Source organism: Brevibacillus sp. NPDC003359, from assembly GCF_042878995.1.
In the GTDB taxonomy this organism is placed as follows: domain Bacteria; phylum Bacillota; class Bacilli; order Brevibacillales; family Brevibacillaceae; genus Brevibacillus.
Genome location: NZ_JBIAOR010000002.1, coordinates 146,017 through 160,921, shown reverse-complemented (window position 1 = coordinate 160,921; position 14,905 = coordinate 146,017). Strand labels below are relative to the sequence as shown.

The window sequence follows — 14,905 nt, the reverse complement described above, 5'->3', positions numbered from 1 at the left end:
AATAAAAAAGAGTCTCAAAGGAAATCGAGGTGTTGATTGTGAGTTCGTTGGATAATACCATGAAATTCACGGTGCCCAAGGAAGCGAATGCGGCGGATGTGCAAGAAACATTGACAGAGGTGTACAAAGCCCTGCAGGAAAAAGGATACAACCCGATCACCCAGATCGTCGGTTACTTGCTTTCTGGCGACCCGGCGTTTATCCCACGCCACAACAACGCGCGGAGCCTGATCGGCAAATTGGAACGGGACAAAATCATAGAAGAGTTGGTGACCGTTTACTTGTCAGAGCGCAAGTAGACCTAAAACGATGACACGATTGATGGGGTTGGATGTAGGCGACAAGACGATTGGAGTGGCTGTCAGCGATGAGCTGGGATGGACTGCGCAAGGAGTAGAGACCATCAAGCGACAATCCAAGGAAAAGGATCTTGCCCGCCTGAGCGAATTAGTTTCGCAGTATCAAATTGGGGCTTTCGTCGTTGGTTTGCCCAAAAACATGAACGGAACCATAGGCCCGCGTGCTGAAATGTGTCAAGCATTTGGCAAGCTTTTGGAGGAACGCACGTCTCTTCCTGTCCACATGTGGGACGAACGCTTGACGACGATGGCGGCAGAGCGTATGCTGATCTCTGCTGATGTCAGCCGTCAAAAGCGGAAGACAGTGATAGATAAAATGGCGGCCACTTTCATCCTCCAAGGATATATGGACGCGAAATCGAGGTGACCACAATGAGTGAAGAGATGATGGAAGAGTTCGAAGTGGGCGATGTGATCGCGCTGACGGAAGAAGGTACCGAGGTACCGCGAGATTTTCGTATCATGTACATTTTTGACATTGAAGACCGCAGCTATTTGGTGCTCGTACCAGTAGATCAGGAAGAGGAAGAAGAGTACGAGGTTCACTTCCTGCGTTATGACGGTACAGACATGCTCCAGCCAATCGAGGATGATGAAGAGTGGGAGCAAGTAGAAGCTACCTTCGAAACTCTGATTGCTGATTTGGAGAAAGACGGAATTTAATAGATTCGTGGCAAGAGGGTCCGCAACTGACGGGCTCTCTTTTTTGTTTGTCTTTTTTCGCCAAAATCACCCATGAAGTGACAGGTGGATAAGCCTCTTGTATAATGAATGGGATGGAGATAAAGAGACCCTAAAGGGAGGATTTCTAGCTTGAAACCAATGTCAGCGAAGCCTGATTTTAACCCCGGCCGCCCAGTGGCGCATCGACGCAGACGCGGCGGAAGAATTGTGATGTGGCTGGTTGCCTTGTTTTTATTGATCATTTTGGCTGCGGGGGGAGCAGCGTGGTACGTGTACCAGCAATTACAGCCGGTTGCAGGTGAACAAACGGTGAAGAACGTGGCGATTCCGTCCGGTTCATCCGTACAAAAAATCGGTCGACTACTGGAAGAACAAGGTCTGATCCGAAATGCCGATGTATTTAATTACTACGTGAAGTATAAAGGTGTGGCGCCTGAGCTTAAGGCGGGAGAATACCAATTTACGACTGGGCAAGCCATCGACGAGATACTAACAGCCATGGTGGAAGGAAACACGGTGATCAATGCGAACCGCTTTACGATCCCAGAAGGCTGGAATGTCGAACAGATCGCAGATCATCTCGATAAAGAAGGCATTGTAGAGAAGGCGGCATTCTTAAAAGAAGTAAATGAAGGTAAATTCCCCGACTATCCTTTTGTCGCAGCCATACCGAAACATGCAGACCGAAAACATCGTTTGGAAGGGTATTTGTTCCCGGAAACGTATGAGGTGGACAAAGACGCTACGGCACATGATGTCGTTTCGCGTATGCTGGCTCAATTCCAAAAGGAATGGAACCTGGAGTGGACAGAGCAGTTGAAGCAGTACGATTTAACATTGGATGAAGCGGTTAATCTCGCATCGATCGTTGAGCGTGAAGTAACTGCAGACAAAGAGCGCCCACTTGTAGCAGGCGTGTACTACAATCGGATTCGCGACAAATGGCCGTTGCAGGCAGATGCTACCGTCCAATTTGTTCTCGGCAAACAACGAGACCGTCTGACCTTCGAGGACCTGAAAGTAAAAAGCCCGTACAACACGTACACGAATCCTGGACTGCCACCGGGGCCGATTGCTAGCCCAGGCAGAGCTTCGCTTGAAGCAGTGGTGAATCCGGCTAAACATGATTACTTTTTCTACGTGACGAAAAAAGATGGAACGTCTGAGCATTACTTTTCCAAAACACTGCAAGAGCATGAAGCGAATGATAAGAAAAGCAGGGGAAACTAACCAAGTTTCCTCTTTTTTTTTGGCATGCGATCAACGGCGCTTGACGTAGCCAAGTTTTCCTAAGGTGTGCTATAATAATTCGGTTGTAACGAAAGAGGAGTGAAATCATGATTACCAATCCGGCAATTGACGACTACGTGTCAAGCCTGGTTCCCGAGCGTTCTCCGCTGCTCAAGCGACTGGAGCAGGAGGCGGCAGAGGAAAATATTCCGATTGTGCAGCTCCCATCCGCTCAAGTCATGCGGATGTTGTTATTGCTGCATCGTCCCAAAGCGATTCTTGAAGTGGGAACGGCAATTGGCTATTCCACCATTTGGCTTGCAGAAGCTGCACCGGAAGCGCGAATTGTCACGATGGACATAGATGAAGATCGATTGGTGAGAGCACGGGCAAATATAAAAGAAGCAGGATGTGCAGACCGTGTGGAGATTCTCTCACGTGATGCCACCTTAGGGCTGCCGGAGTCGTATCAATTTGACTGCTTGTTTATCGATGCGGCGAAAGGTCAGTATCGAGCATTCCTCGATTTGTATCTACCGCTTCTACGTGAAGGCGGTTTGGTAATCAGCGACAATGTCCTGTTCCGCGGATTAGTGGCGACCCCTGAAGAAGCGGGCAAGCGCCAGCGTCCAATGGTGGACAAGCTGCTTTCTTATAATGCACATCTGATGGAGCGTCCTGATTTAGAGACGACGTTTATCCCAGTAGGAGACGGGCTGGCCATCAGTCTGAAAAAGAAATAAAAACATAGGGTCGTAAACGTGTAAAGCATCATGAGAAAGGGGACATGAAGCATGGGTAACCCCGTATTGATTGGGGTAGCGGGAGGCAGTGGTTCTGGAAAAACGACTGTAGCAAAGGAGCTGTACCGCCAGTTCCAAAATGATAGTGTAACGATGATTGAGCAGGACTCCTACTACAAGGATCAAAGCCATTTGAGCCCAGAAGAGCGGGCGTTGACTAACTACGACCATCCATTCGCTTTTGACAATGATCTGTTGCTTGCGCATTTGCAGGAGCTGATGCAAGGAAAAGCGATCCAAAAACCGATTTACGACTTCAAGGAGCATAACCGCAAGGCGGAGCAAATCCAGGTCGACCCGAAGGATGTCATCATTCTGGAAGGAATGCTGATTCTGGAGGATGAGCGGATTCGTGATTTGATGGATATCAAGGTATTCGTCGATACCGATGCGGACGTGCGTATTGTACGCCGAATCGTACGTGACATCGAAGAGCGCGGTCGTTCCCTCGATTCTGTTGTAACACAGTACTTAAACGTCGTTCGACCGATGCATTTGCAGTTTATTGAGCCGACCAAAAGATATGCAGACGTCATCATCCCAGAGGGCGGCTACAACCGAGTAGCATTGGATCTGTTATCCACAAAGATCAGCAATATTTTGCTGGAGAAGCAACAATTCGCCAATCAATCCTAAACACCTAAAAGTGCACCGTGACGTACGGTGTGCTTTTTTCTTTGTTCGTTGTTTCTGTCGCGGATATTCCGGCAATACTGGTGAAAAAAGCCAGGGAGGGAATTCGATGCAGCTGGATCGACGAATCAAAAGACGTCACTTTCTTGTACTGCTGTCCATGTCGTTGTTATGGCTCGGTTTGGTCGTGCGATTGTGGTGGATTCAACTCGGTTCGCCCCATCGATTTTCCAGGCATGGCGTTGATTTGGTAAAGGCAGCCGTAAAGCAAAGGCAGCAAAGCATCGTGCTGCATAGCGGGCGTGGCGATATCGTGGATCGAAATGGATACGCCTTTACTGGAGAAGAGCATCTCGCCTTGATATTGTTCCCGTTGGCGCGTGGGAGCTTGCAAGGAACAGATGGCTTGCAGCGATTGGCTCAAATAACCGGAGAAGCCAAGGAACGGCTGTCGGAGACCATGGAAGGGGCAAAAGCGCCGCTGCTCATGCGAGAGGAGTCAGGCAAGCTGGTGATGCTCACAGAGCGGCAGGCCGAGGAAATCAATGCACTTGCCATTCCGGGAGTTGTGGCATTGGCGGTGACAGAGCGATACCGCGCTGATGAAGTAGCCAAGCATCTGATTGGTTTTATCCATAAAAACCCCGGCATGGTGCAGAAGCTGTATCCAGATGAATGGTCCAGTGGCAAAATGAATGCCGAGAGCACGGTGGGGGCATCTGGTCTGGAGCGAAGTTTTGACCGATTTTTACAGGGGGTAGAGCCGTCTGTCTTGTCCTATTACGTAGATGGACACGGACAACCGCTCCGAGGGCTGGATATTCGCTATACGAAGCAATCGAATCAATACTATCCGTTGTCATTAACGACTACTTTGGATGCAGCAATCCAACGAAGCATGGAGGCAGCAGCCGATCAAGTAGGGTTAAAAGAGGGAAGTATCGTCGTTTTGGACGTACAAACAGCCGATGTTCTTGCAGCTGTTAGCCGCCCTACTTATGATCAAACGAATGTCACGGGTAACGCAAGCGACTGGAAGAATCGCGTGTTCAAACAACTCCCGCCTGGTTCCGTCTATAAAACAGTAGTGGCTGCAGCAGCCTTGGCGGAAGGAATCGTTTCGCCAATTGACCGTTTCACATGTACAGGGGAGTACGGGAAGTACCAATTCTCATGCTGGAAAAAAGAAGGTCACGGCAGTGTGACACTGGAAGAAGCGTATGCCCAATCCTGCAATATTGCAATTGCACATATCGCCAAGATGGTGGGCGGAGAAAAGTTGGAGGAATATGCGAAAAAGCTGGGCTTGACCACTCAAGTAGGGCATATTACCCCTCATCTATATAAACTCAACAACTTCAAGCAGCTGGATGGAGAAGAGCCGGGCAGAGTTTTTGCAGAGGGAGTATCCCGCGACGATGAAGGCGTCCTGATTCAAAGCGCTATCGGTCAGCGGGATGTACGAATATCCCCCTTGCAAGCAGCAAACATGATGGTAACGATTTTGCGTGGCGGTCAAAGCTCTCAGGTACGGCTAGTAAAAGAGATCGCATACCGAAATGGACAGTCGTTCCACACGTTTCCAGAGCAGGAGCTCTCTTTGGACGGAATTGACTACGTCACAGCCAACAAATTGCGAAAAATGATGCGCAAAGTCGTCACAGAGGGAACAGGGCAGATGCTCATGCATTCCGCTTGGCAGGTGGCGGGCAAAAGCGGGACTGCGCAAATCGGGGATGCGAATGGAAACAACCATCTGTGGTTTCTCGGGTACGCTCCGTTAGAAGAGCCGCGATACGCTATTTGTGTTGTGGCAGAAAATCAGCCGAGCTCGGGGAAAAATCAGGCTATGGAGCTTTTTCGCCGAGCTGTCGCTGAGCTTGCTGATCATACAGTTCAATCTTCCCCACCTCGCGAAGAGTATCTCCGAGGATGAAGCCCCTTGCGTTAATTTGATCGTTTTTACCTAGTCCGACGATCAACATGAGGGGAGAGGAGGACATGTACATGGATTGCGACGCTTTTGACCAGATCGTTCTCTTATCACCTTTGCTGGGAGATAGGCGTTTTATCGTATGGCTATGCCAATCACCAATGTATTTCCATTGTCGATGTCTACTTAATTTGCGGACGAGCTTATTGAGATGGCTATCATCGAAAAATATAGAATGTGGCTGGTGAATCGCATTTGGGCCTGGTTCACTTGCATACGTAACGACCCATCTATCCTCACTAAGTGGGTATCCCATCATGACCCCTCCTGTTTCCAGAGAGGGTTTTTTCCGTACGGCCTGCTCAATCTGTTTCCACGCTTTTGGTGTGATGTACAGCGTCGTCATGAGACGTTCGTCCCTCCTTGATAAAACCACTGACATTTGCTTGATATCATATGTATGCGAATAGTGAAAGGTCACGGTGACCAGCAAAGTTATGAATTGTCGAAAAAAAGATTGTAACTCCCCCTCTTCCTTTCTATAATTTGAGTAAAAGTGCAAGTTCAAAAAGTCCACTTTTTGAACAACATCTAAAAAGACGGAGACTGGAAAGGTTGATCGTATGCCTTTGGCACCTGTTGATCTCTCACTGATTGGGCAAGTATTAGCGGCTGATTTGTACACCGAACAAGGAATTTTGCTGCTGGGACAAAACACGACGATCACGGCTGCCCATGTGATCTTATTGCAAAAACAACGAGTGCGTGAGGTTGACATTATTCAGAGCCTTACGGAGGGAAACGGTAAGGAAGTTACTTCTCAACTCTTTCAACTAGAAGCAGACTCTGAGACCGTTGCTGCTTATGTACAAGCTCTCGACAAAACGAGACTTCTCTTCGATGAACTGACAGTTGGCGGGGCACCGAGTCTTGATCATTTTTCCAACATCTTTTTTGATGTAGCAGAAAAATCGACGAAGCATTTGGGTTTGTTCCGGAACTTGTACGTACTGGAAGGGGCAGACAGCTATACATACCGACATTCATTAAATGTAGGCATTCTCTGTTCGCTCATTGCTCGCTTGATGAAATGGGATGAAGAGCGAGTAGCATTCATGGGGACAGCCGGATTTATGCATGATATTGGAAAAATGAGGGTACCGAAGGAAATATTGCTTAAGCCGGGCAAGCTAAGTGCAGAAGAATTTGCGATCATGAAGAAGCATACCGTCTACGGCTATGAAATAATCCGTGAGATGAAGGGTGCGTCTGAGCTGTTGGCATTGTGTGCCTTGCTGCATCACGAGCGACTCGACGGATCTGGTTATCCGGAGCAAAGAAAAGCCGATAGCATTCCGATCGAATGTCAGGTGCTCGCGGTTGCCGACATGTTTGACGCGATCTGCTCTGATCGGGTGTACAAAGGGAGGACGTCCCCATTCGAGGCGGCACAGCTCTTGTGGAAGGAAGCTTGTAATGGGACGTTGAACGTTGAGATCGTTGCGCAGTTTGTCCGCTACATTGCCTTGCTGTACGTAGGTGCGAAGGCGAGGTTGAGTAGTGGGGAAGAAGTCGAAGTGATTCTCATCCATCAAGATGAACCAATGCGTCCGTTGGTAAGAAGAATGGGTGAATTCCTCGATTTGCGGCATGATCGCAAGCTGACAATTGAAAAAATGATTGGATAGAGAAGACGACGCAAAAAAGGTGAAACCGCTCCTGGAAAATGAGAGCGGTTTCATTGTTGCTGATCTGTGAACGATCGTCGGGAAAGCTCGATCAGCTTGGCAGATTGTGACACAATGAAAGAGTGCATGATATACAAAGAATCTAAAAGAGTCGTGTCGTGCGAATGCTCGAAACGCAAGGAGGAAACACATGATACGCAAAGCGGAACCCACAGATGCAGCTTTTGCTGCGCCCTTAATTTATGATGCCATTGGAGATATCGCGCATACGTTGACAGGTGCAACGGAGGAAGAGGTTGCGATTCGCGTGATGGAGGAGTTTTTTGCGAAGGCAAATAACCGACTCAGCTACGAAAACGCGGTGATTGCCATGGATGGAGATGTACCGGTAGGACTGGCGCTCTTTTATCATGGAAGCCAAACAGAGGTGCTCGATCGCCCCTTTATTGAGCATGTCCAACGTTTGACTGGTGAGACGATTACGCTCGTAAAAGAAGCAAAGGACGACGAATTTTATTTGGATTCTGTCGCGGTTGATTCTTCATGCAGAGGGAAGGGGATCGGATCACTTCTGCTCGATGCCTTTGAAAAAGAAGCGATTCAGCGCGGGCATGACCGGATCGCTTTGCTCGTTGACGAGGAAAAACCACGTGCGCGCAAGCTGTATGAATCACTTGGCTACCGTGAGGACGGGACAGTGATCGTAAGCGGGCATAAATTGAGCCATATGGTGAAGGACATAGCGTAAAAGGCGTAAGAGGACCTCTATCGAGGCTTGAAAAAACAGCGACCACCTAAGACCTGAAAATAAAGTCTTAGACTGGTCGCTGTTTTTTATTGAGCGAACTATCTGCGATCAAAAGCAAGACTTGCAGCAAGACCTGTCAAGACACTTGCCATTAGCAAACGCTGCACCCGTATCCATGTTGGGCGTGTACCAAACCACAGAGCAACTCTGCTCGCTACAAGAACAATAAGCAGGTTAATGGTAAAGCTGACAGCTATTTGTGTTAGACCTAACGTAGCACTTTGCAGGAGCACCGATCCCTGCGCAGGATCTACAAACTGCGGTAAGAGTGAAACATACAAAATAGCAATTTTGGGGTTCAGTAGATTTGTGATCAATCCCATCAAAAATAACTTTTTCGGCGGTTCAATAGGAAGAGTATCAGGCTTGAGGATGGAAGCAGCACCTGGTTTGACCGCATTCCAAGCGAGCCAGAGCAGGTAGACAGCCCCGGCCCACTTGACTGATTCGTAAACGAATGGAACCGTTAAGAAAAGCGCCGAGAGACCGAGCATGGTTGCGATCATGTAAATTACGAATCCAAGTATAACACCAAGAAGCGAGATGACTCCAGCTGTGCGACCTTGCGAAATCGTACGAGAAATGAGGTAAATCATGTTAGGACCAGGAGAACAGACCATACCAAGCGAAACAAATACAAAAGCAATAAGAGTACCAAAACTCACCAATTTTCATTACTCCTCTCCGTGGTTCATCAAAGTTAGAAACCATTATTACCAATGAACGGAATTGCCAAGAACGCTGCAACTATTCCATTAAACCGCCGGATAGTTGATCTCTGCACACATGCTGGTATTGTAACTCATCCGGCAGCTAAAGGATTGAATATATCGGCAATCCGCCAAAAATCACGAGCGCTTACGCCAAGACCAAGCTAGGTCGAGCAGGGAAGAGATACAGAGAGATTAATTGGGTGAGGGCAGGTAAGGTGTGAGATCAAACTTCCAGTCAAATTCATGGATCGGGCTGTACTTGCCCGTCAGGAGCTTCAAAATATGAGCTTCGGTTGCTTTACTCGTATTTTTGGCCGCGCCTGCTTCGTCGTAAAGATTGCCACATGCATACGCAAATAAATACTCTTCCCAGCTCGAATAAGCGAGTTGGATTCGCTTGGCTACGTCCAGCATGCTTTCTACGGCATCTGCCTTGGGAAGATAGGACTGCTGGGCGCCAGCTTTGCAAATAATGAGATACCAGGCGTAATCAAAGGCGGCAATGCCGGCATATGGGAGTCTGTTCATGTATGCGTACACGATCAACTGCCGGGCCGACTCCGTGTCGCCTTTTTTTAAGGATGCGATGTAGTTGGAACGGTTGGCAACACTGAGCGCAGATAATACGAAACGATGCTGATCAAATTCGGCTCTTCGCCCATGCTCCAGAAACCAGGTCAAGCGCTCTTGCGTTTTGGCAGCATCACCCGTGTCCCATCTGTTATCAATTCGAAGCCGCAGAAACGTATCGCGAAGGCGGTGGTAGTCGTGGATTGCCAAATAATACGCGAGATGCTTCTGGGTTAAACAAACCGAGGAGAGAGCATGCAAGTAGCGGCTTAACTTTGGGTCGATCTCTTTTTCGTCTTCTGCTTCTTTTGTCATGGAATTTCTCTCTGCCTCCTTTAGTGGAATGTCAATGCTTTGCGTGTTTTGGGAATCTCACGAATGATGCGGATGTAATACAACATGGAAATCATCGCGAGAATGCCCAGAAGCCATGACCCCTGCCATCCTTTTTCTTCTAAGTCAGGCTTGGCATTGATATACGTATCGGTCACGAGAATCGACTGGTACGGATGCTTGCGTTCTTCCAAAGCATTCGCAATGACAGGTAACATTTCGCCATCCGGTATGGCCTTGAGCGTTCCTTGCATCGTAATGGATTTTTTGTCATGTATTTCTTTGGCATGGTCGTAGTCCGTAATGACAATAATCGCTTGTTGATCCAGGTAACCCACACTCACATAGCCGGTGTCAGAGTTTAACAGATCCCGTTCTTCGGCTTTGGGAGCAGGAATGAACTCGGCTCTTGGCTCGGGATGCTTTTCTTTGTCATAGACACGGAGCATATTGATATAAGAAGCTTTGGTCAATGTAAATTCCACCTGGTAGCCAAGGGGAGTTTGTTTCAACTCGTCCATCGTCTTAATTTGGACAGGCTTAAATTTATTGACCAAGGAGTCAAACATCTGCTCCGAAGTCATATCCAGATTCATGGATACAACGGCATGCAGGAGAAGGAGAAAAATCATCGTCCAAATGTTACGTCTCGTGTAGATTTGAAAAAATTGCTTGAGCCTTGCTAGCTTGCCAGGAAGCTCGAGTGCTTGCAAGTTTTTTCTCCTAGCTGCTTTGGCTTGTTTGTTCGCTACGGGTCCAGTCATCCTGGCAAACGGTGATTGTATTTGCGTAAGGCATATTTTCGCGTCGATATCGGAGGGATTATGCAGAAGGATCTCCTGAAAAACCTCTTGAGCCTTCTCCCAATCGCCGAGCTGAAGATATGCCTTACCCAGCAAGCTGCGAGCGTCCGACAGTTCTGGCATGCGAGAGAGGATCTCCTCGCAATCTCTGATCGCATCAGCTGCATCTCCCTTTTCGAGGAAAAAACGGGCACGATACAGATAAGCATCGACGTTATCGGGATCAAGACGTATTAATTGATCAAAGGTGTAAAAGGCACGATTCTTATTTCCGGTTCGTAAAAAATATTCGCCCTCCAAACGGATCAAATCGGGGTCAAGAGCGTACAGGGCATGGGCTTTTGCCAAATAGCTCTGTGCCGTTTCCCAATCATTTTCCATGAGGGCAAATAACGCATCGCTGCGCCATTCTAGAAACGCTTCAATATCCAAGTCATCGCGATTCTCAAAAGTGTGGTAGCGCAGCGTGAAGGTCTGATTGAGCTGGCCGTTCAGGTAAGCGGCAAAGCGTCCTGACAGCTGGCTTGCGAACTTCTCCGATTTCTCTCGCCATTGAAAATGGGAATCGAGCAGCTTCCATACCTCATGAGGCAAATGATAGTGTTCTTCTAAAAAGTGGAGAAATCGCGTATCGATGAGTTGATGGCAGCCGACATTCCACATGGCCTCGTCATTCAGTAACTCACGCCAGTTTTCAAGCTGGATGCGTTCGTGATAGTTATCGTACAGCTCGTGTGTACGGCGGAAAAAACGCTCCACCATGTCATCGAGGTTCAAGGAACGTTCGGAATGATCGTAGCTCCCTGTGAAATCGTACCGCTGGGGTGGATCGTAGTTAGGCTGCTCTTCTTCTATTGGTTCAGAATGCCACAGCTCATAAAGACGTCTCGGCGGCTGGAGGTGAACAGATTCTTCTACCGATTCATGATCCGACGTTTCTTCGCTCATACGATTCCGCTTGGTATTGCGCGTGTACTTCAAGGCGAGGTCATACGCCTCTCGCAATCGCTGAAAGCCTTCAGGATCAACTTCAGGATTGTGCACCTTCAATTTTTTGGCATACGCCTTTTTTATCTGGGCAGGATTGTCTGTTGGTTCAATCCCGAGAATCTCCCAAATCCCCATTAATACTCATTCCACCCTTCAAACATATCCAGCTGCTGCTTCAATTCTTCTGCTGCTTTGGCGATGTCTCTTTCATTTTGGGTGGAGAGGACACTTTCAAAACGGCGCAAGTAGTTCGCAATGATCATACGGTCTTCACCCAACGCTTCCTCATACATACGCTCGCCTTTTGCGAGAAGTAATCGATTCTCGGTTCGTTCTCTGGGATGGATCTTAATGTTTTGAAGAGCTTGAAAACGTTCCTCAATTTCTTTTTTTGTTAGGCTGCCCGGATTTTTTTCGATGACAGCTTTTGTTTTGACACCTGTAGATACGACGGTCACTTCGACCTCGAGAATCCCGTTGATGTCATATGTATAACGAACATCGATAGACTCTTCGCCCTTTTTGGCAGGGGGAACTTTTACATTCAATTCGCCAAGCTTGAGGTTATGTTCGACACGTCTGCTTTCCCCTTGATACACGTCAACGAGAATGGAGCGTTGATAATCGATTACGGTGTATAGCCGTTCTACTCGGCTGACCGGGATGGGTGTATTGCGCTCGATGATCGGAAAGAAGTAGCCATCCTCGTGTTTGCCGTTTGCCATGGTTTGTACAATACCCGTACCGAGTGTGTATGGGCAAACATCTGTCAGAACGAGCTCGTTTAACGCTTCGTTGCGTTCCTTGAGTGCTGCTTGAATCGCTGTTCCCAATGCGACAGCTTCATCGGGATTAATATGGGAATAGGGCAGTCGCCCAAATATTTTGCTTACGATGGATTTGATAAGCGGCATCCGCGTAGCACCGCCAATAAGCACGATCGCGTCCAATTCCTGAGGTGAGATGGATGCGTCTCGCAAAGCACGTTCGATCGGTTGACGCAGTCGTTGCAGTAGAGGAAACGCGAGATCTTCCAATTGATTCCTGCTGAGAGTCGTTTGAACTGGCTCTCCCTGGATATTGACACTCATTTTCCCTTCTTGGTCAGAAAACAAGGCGCGCTTGCACAACTCAGCTTGTTTGTGGATAGACGAAAGAGTCTTGCTGTCCAGCGTGTTGATATCGAGCCTATGGGCTTCTATGAAATAAGAGGCGATCAGATCGGTAAAGTCTTCTCCGCCCAAAAAGTTGTCACCAGCGATTGATTTTACTTCCATCACACCTTCGAACATTTCCAAGATAGAAACGTCAAACGTTCCGCCACCTAAGTCGAATACGAGGAATTGCGTCTCGGATTCCTCCTGATGGAGCCCGTATGAGATCGCGGCGGCAGTCGGTTCGCTTATCAAACGCTCTACCTTCAGGCCAGCAAGCTCCGCGGCTCGTTTCGTTGCTTTGCGTTGTGTGTCGTTGAAATAGGCAGGCACACTAATAACCGCTTCGTGAACGGGGTGTCCCAAATGAGCCTCTGCATCCGCCTTCAAAGATTTAATCACAAAGGAGGAAAGGTCTTCTGCAGAAAAGGAATATCTTCCTAGTTGGTACCTTTTTTCTGTCCCCATAAACCGTTTGAAGGTAGAAGCAGTACGATCAGGGTGAGTCAAGAGGCGCTCTCTGGCGATTTTTCCAATCAAGATCTCGCCGTTCTCATCGACGCTGACCGCAGAAGGAGTCAGTGTCTCTCCGAGAGCGTTGGGAATGAGCACTGGTCCATTATCAGTCCAGTAGGCCACCAGACTGTTTGTCGTGCCCAAATCAATTCCAATGGTGGTCATCAGCTAGGTCCTCATTTCCGTGTTATTTCTACTAATATCGGCAAAATTAGAGTCTTTGTTGATAATTTTACCATGAAAAAAATGGATATAATTGGTGCTTTAGTAGGATATGAAATCGATTTTTAGATAAAGAAAATAGAAATAGAATTCGTAAGATAGAAAACGACAAACGAGAGAGGTCGTTATGCCAATGCAGCAGCAAATGGAAAAGTGGTTTGAAGCGTGGAAATTACTTATGCATGATATGGAGCGACAAGGAGCCCGGGTTTGGCCGCTCACCATAGAACCACCGGCGGGGCTGGAAGAAATCGAAAGAAGAGAGGAAAGTCTCGGGATCAGCTTTCCCGCGACGATCCGTACTATTTTGCTTGCGGGCAGCAGTCAAGTTCAATTAAATTGGTCGCTGCCATCTCGGGCGTTAGATCCATTTTCGCTCAGTGGGGATTTGGGCTGGTCATTGGATGCGTTTGAGTGGCCGTACTTTGGCGGGGACGAAGAGAGTGAGGACGAGAAAAGGTATCTCTGTTTTCACGTTGGCGGTAATGGCGACATGCTGCTGTTCGATTTATCGACAGCCGCGGATGACCCGCCTGTCTATTCCTGGGGGCATGAGACAGACGAGTTTCTATTGCTCGGTAAAAGCTTCACTGAGTTCGTTGAACGTGTTACGGAGCTGGGCTGTATTGGGGCGGAGTGCTGGAATTATGAGGCACTTGCAAGTGCAGAGGGACTCGATGTCGAAGGGCAAGTCGCACAAGAGTGGAAAGAATGGCTGCGAACCTATCGGACGCTAACCTTTGAAGAGGCTGCGCAAGATTTCGAGAAGCTGGTCTTGTTTGCCAAAATGCACGGTGCAGGAGATAAACGTATCCAAGAGGCATTTGCTCAGTACGATTGGGAGCCGGTTTTGCTTAAATGGATAACGCAAATCGAGGAGGAAATCTCATCAAGCAATCTGTTGCTCTGGTGCCAGCTCATTGTCGAGACAGTTGGCAAGAACGCGGAGAACTGGGTACGCTCGCTATGGGAGTCTGGGCCACATTATGAACGGCTAGGCTCAAGCCTACGTGCTTATGTAACGGCAGCTTGTTTGCCAGAAGAAGAAGGCATGCAGCGAGTTTTGGCTGAAATGGACGAAGTCGTTGCCAGAAAAGAATGCCTGGTAGGATATACTGCCAATAGTCATTTGCATCACTTTTGCTCCCGAGAAGTCATTTTGTGGATGGAACCACATGTGGCGTACCCAATTGAAGGCTGGGATGAGCTATTCGCGGTGTCATGTCCACAATGGAACGATCTTATTCGCTGGCTGGACGGAAATGAAGCACAAAGGCAGATTGCATTAAGTGCTTGGGGGAAAATGCTGACAAATGGTGAGACACCTTCTGGAGAAGCGAATTGGCAAGAAATTAATCAGTTGTTAGATGTAGCATACGAGAAAGCCATTCTGCGCAAGGAAAAGGAGCGTGTAGATCGCATTCGCTCTTCCTTGGAAACAGCAAAGCAATAGGCGAGGGGGAAAG

The 14,905-nt window shown here is 48.1% G+C and carries 15 protein-coding genes; 10 read left to right on the top strand and 5 right to left on the bottom strand.

What is annotated here, in order from left to right; translation table 11 throughout:
- Positions 1-38: 38 nt before the first annotated feature.
- From ACFYU8_RS10380 to ACFYU8_RS10350, 7 genes are all read left to right on the top strand, one after another.
- Positions 39-299 (top strand): IreB family regulatory phosphoprotein, encoded by a 261-nt coding sequence (locus ACFYU8_RS10380; protein ID WP_007727936.1) that lies wholly within the window; start codon positions 39-41, stop codon positions 297-299.
- A gap of 10 nt (positions 300-309) precedes the next feature.
- Positions 310-726: a Holliday junction resolvase RuvX gene (ruvX, locus tag ACFYU8_RS10375; RefSeq protein ID WP_390297851.1), complete on the top strand. Its 417-nt coding sequence runs from the start codon at positions 310-312 to the stop codon at positions 724-726.
- Positions 727-731: 5 nt separating this feature from the next.
- The gene (locus ACFYU8_RS10370) at positions 732-1,022 is read left to right on the top strand and encodes a DUF1292 domain-containing protein (protein WP_390297848.1); all 291 of its coding nucleotides are present in this window, start codon (positions 732-734) and stop codon (positions 1,020-1,022) included.
- Between the two features lie 150 nt (positions 1,023-1,172).
- A complete protein-coding gene (mltG, locus tag ACFYU8_RS10365) occupies positions 1,173-2,273 on the top strand; it encodes an endolytic transglycosylase MltG (protein ID WP_390297845.1) in 1,101 nt (366 codons plus the stop codon).
- A gap of 107 nt (positions 2,274-2,380) precedes the next feature.
- On the top strand, positions 2,381-3,016 hold the full coding sequence (locus ACFYU8_RS10360) for an O-methyltransferase (RefSeq protein WP_390297842.1): 636 nt from the start codon (positions 2,381-2,383) through the stop codon (positions 3,014-3,016).
- A 51-nt stretch (positions 3,017-3,067) separates the two neighbouring features.
- On the top strand, positions 3,068-3,712 hold the full coding sequence (udk, locus tag ACFYU8_RS10355; protein WP_106839307.1) for a uridine kinase: 645 nt from the start codon (positions 3,068-3,070) through the stop codon (positions 3,710-3,712).
- Between the two features lie 106 nt (positions 3,713-3,818).
- Positions 3,819-5,645: a peptidoglycan D,D-transpeptidase FtsI family protein gene (locus ACFYU8_RS10350; RefSeq protein ID WP_390297839.1), complete on the top strand. Its 1,827-nt coding sequence runs from the start codon at positions 3,819-3,821 to the stop codon at positions 5,643-5,645.
- Here ACFYU8_RS10350 and ACFYU8_RS10345 read toward each other — a convergent pair.
- Positions 5,557-6,048 carry a Mov34/MPN/PAD-1 family protein gene (locus ACFYU8_RS10345; protein ID WP_390297836.1) on the bottom strand — a complete coding sequence of 164 codons (492 nt, stop codon included), beginning with the start codon at positions 6,046-6,048 and terminating at the stop codon, positions 5,557-5,559. The two genes, ACFYU8_RS10350 and ACFYU8_RS10345, sit on opposite strands and share 89 nt — an antisense overlap.
- Positions 6,049-6,265: 217 nt before the next feature.
- Between ACFYU8_RS10345 and ACFYU8_RS10340 the strand changes: the two genes are divergently transcribed.
- On the top strand, positions 6,266-7,330 hold the full coding sequence (locus ACFYU8_RS10340; RefSeq protein ID WP_390297833.1) for an HD-GYP domain-containing protein: 1,065 nt from the start codon (positions 6,266-6,268) through the stop codon (positions 7,328-7,330).
- Positions 7,331-7,520: 190 nt separating this feature from the next.
- Positions 7,521-8,078, top strand: coding sequence for a GNAT family N-acetyltransferase (locus ACFYU8_RS10335; protein ID WP_390297830.1), 558 nt, complete (start codon positions 7,521-7,523; stop codon positions 8,076-8,078).
- 98 nt (positions 8,079-8,176) lie between these two features.
- Here ACFYU8_RS10335 and ACFYU8_RS10330 read toward each other — a convergent pair whose 3' ends face one another.
- The 4 genes from ACFYU8_RS10330 to ACFYU8_RS10315 all read right to left on the bottom strand — a co-directional run bounded on the left by ACFYU8_RS10330 (position 8,177) and on the right by ACFYU8_RS10315 (position 13,382).
- Positions 8,177-8,806, bottom strand: a complete 630-nt coding sequence (locus ACFYU8_RS10330) for a LysE family translocator (RefSeq protein WP_390297827.1) — start codon at positions 8,804-8,806, stop codon at positions 8,177-8,179.
- A 237-nt stretch (positions 8,807-9,043) separates the two neighbouring features.
- The gene (locus ACFYU8_RS10325; protein WP_390297824.1) at positions 9,044-9,736 is read right to left on the bottom strand and encodes a DUF1266 domain-containing protein; all 693 of its coding nucleotides are present in this window, start codon (positions 9,734-9,736) and stop codon (positions 9,044-9,046) included.
- Between the two features lie 20 nt (positions 9,737-9,756).
- Complete coding sequence (locus ACFYU8_RS10320) at positions 9,757-11,682, bottom strand: tetratricopeptide repeat protein (RefSeq protein WP_390297821.1); 1,926 nt, start codon at positions 11,680-11,682, stop codon at positions 9,757-9,759.
- A complete protein-coding gene (locus ACFYU8_RS10315) occupies positions 11,682-13,382 on the bottom strand; it encodes a molecular chaperone HscC (RefSeq protein WP_390297818.1) in 1,701 nt (566 codons plus the stop codon). Before ACFYU8_RS10315 ends, ACFYU8_RS10320 begins: the two co-directional genes overlap by 1 nt.
- 190 nt (positions 13,383-13,572) lie before the next feature.
- Here ACFYU8_RS10315 and ACFYU8_RS10310 point away from each other — a divergent pair, with 190 nt between their 5' ends.
- The gene (locus ACFYU8_RS10310) at positions 13,573-14,892 is read left to right on the top strand and encodes an SMI1/KNR4 family protein (RefSeq protein WP_390297815.1); all 1,320 of its coding nucleotides are present in this window, start codon (positions 13,573-13,575) and stop codon (positions 14,890-14,892) included.
- Positions 14,893-14,905: the final 13 nt, after the last annotated feature.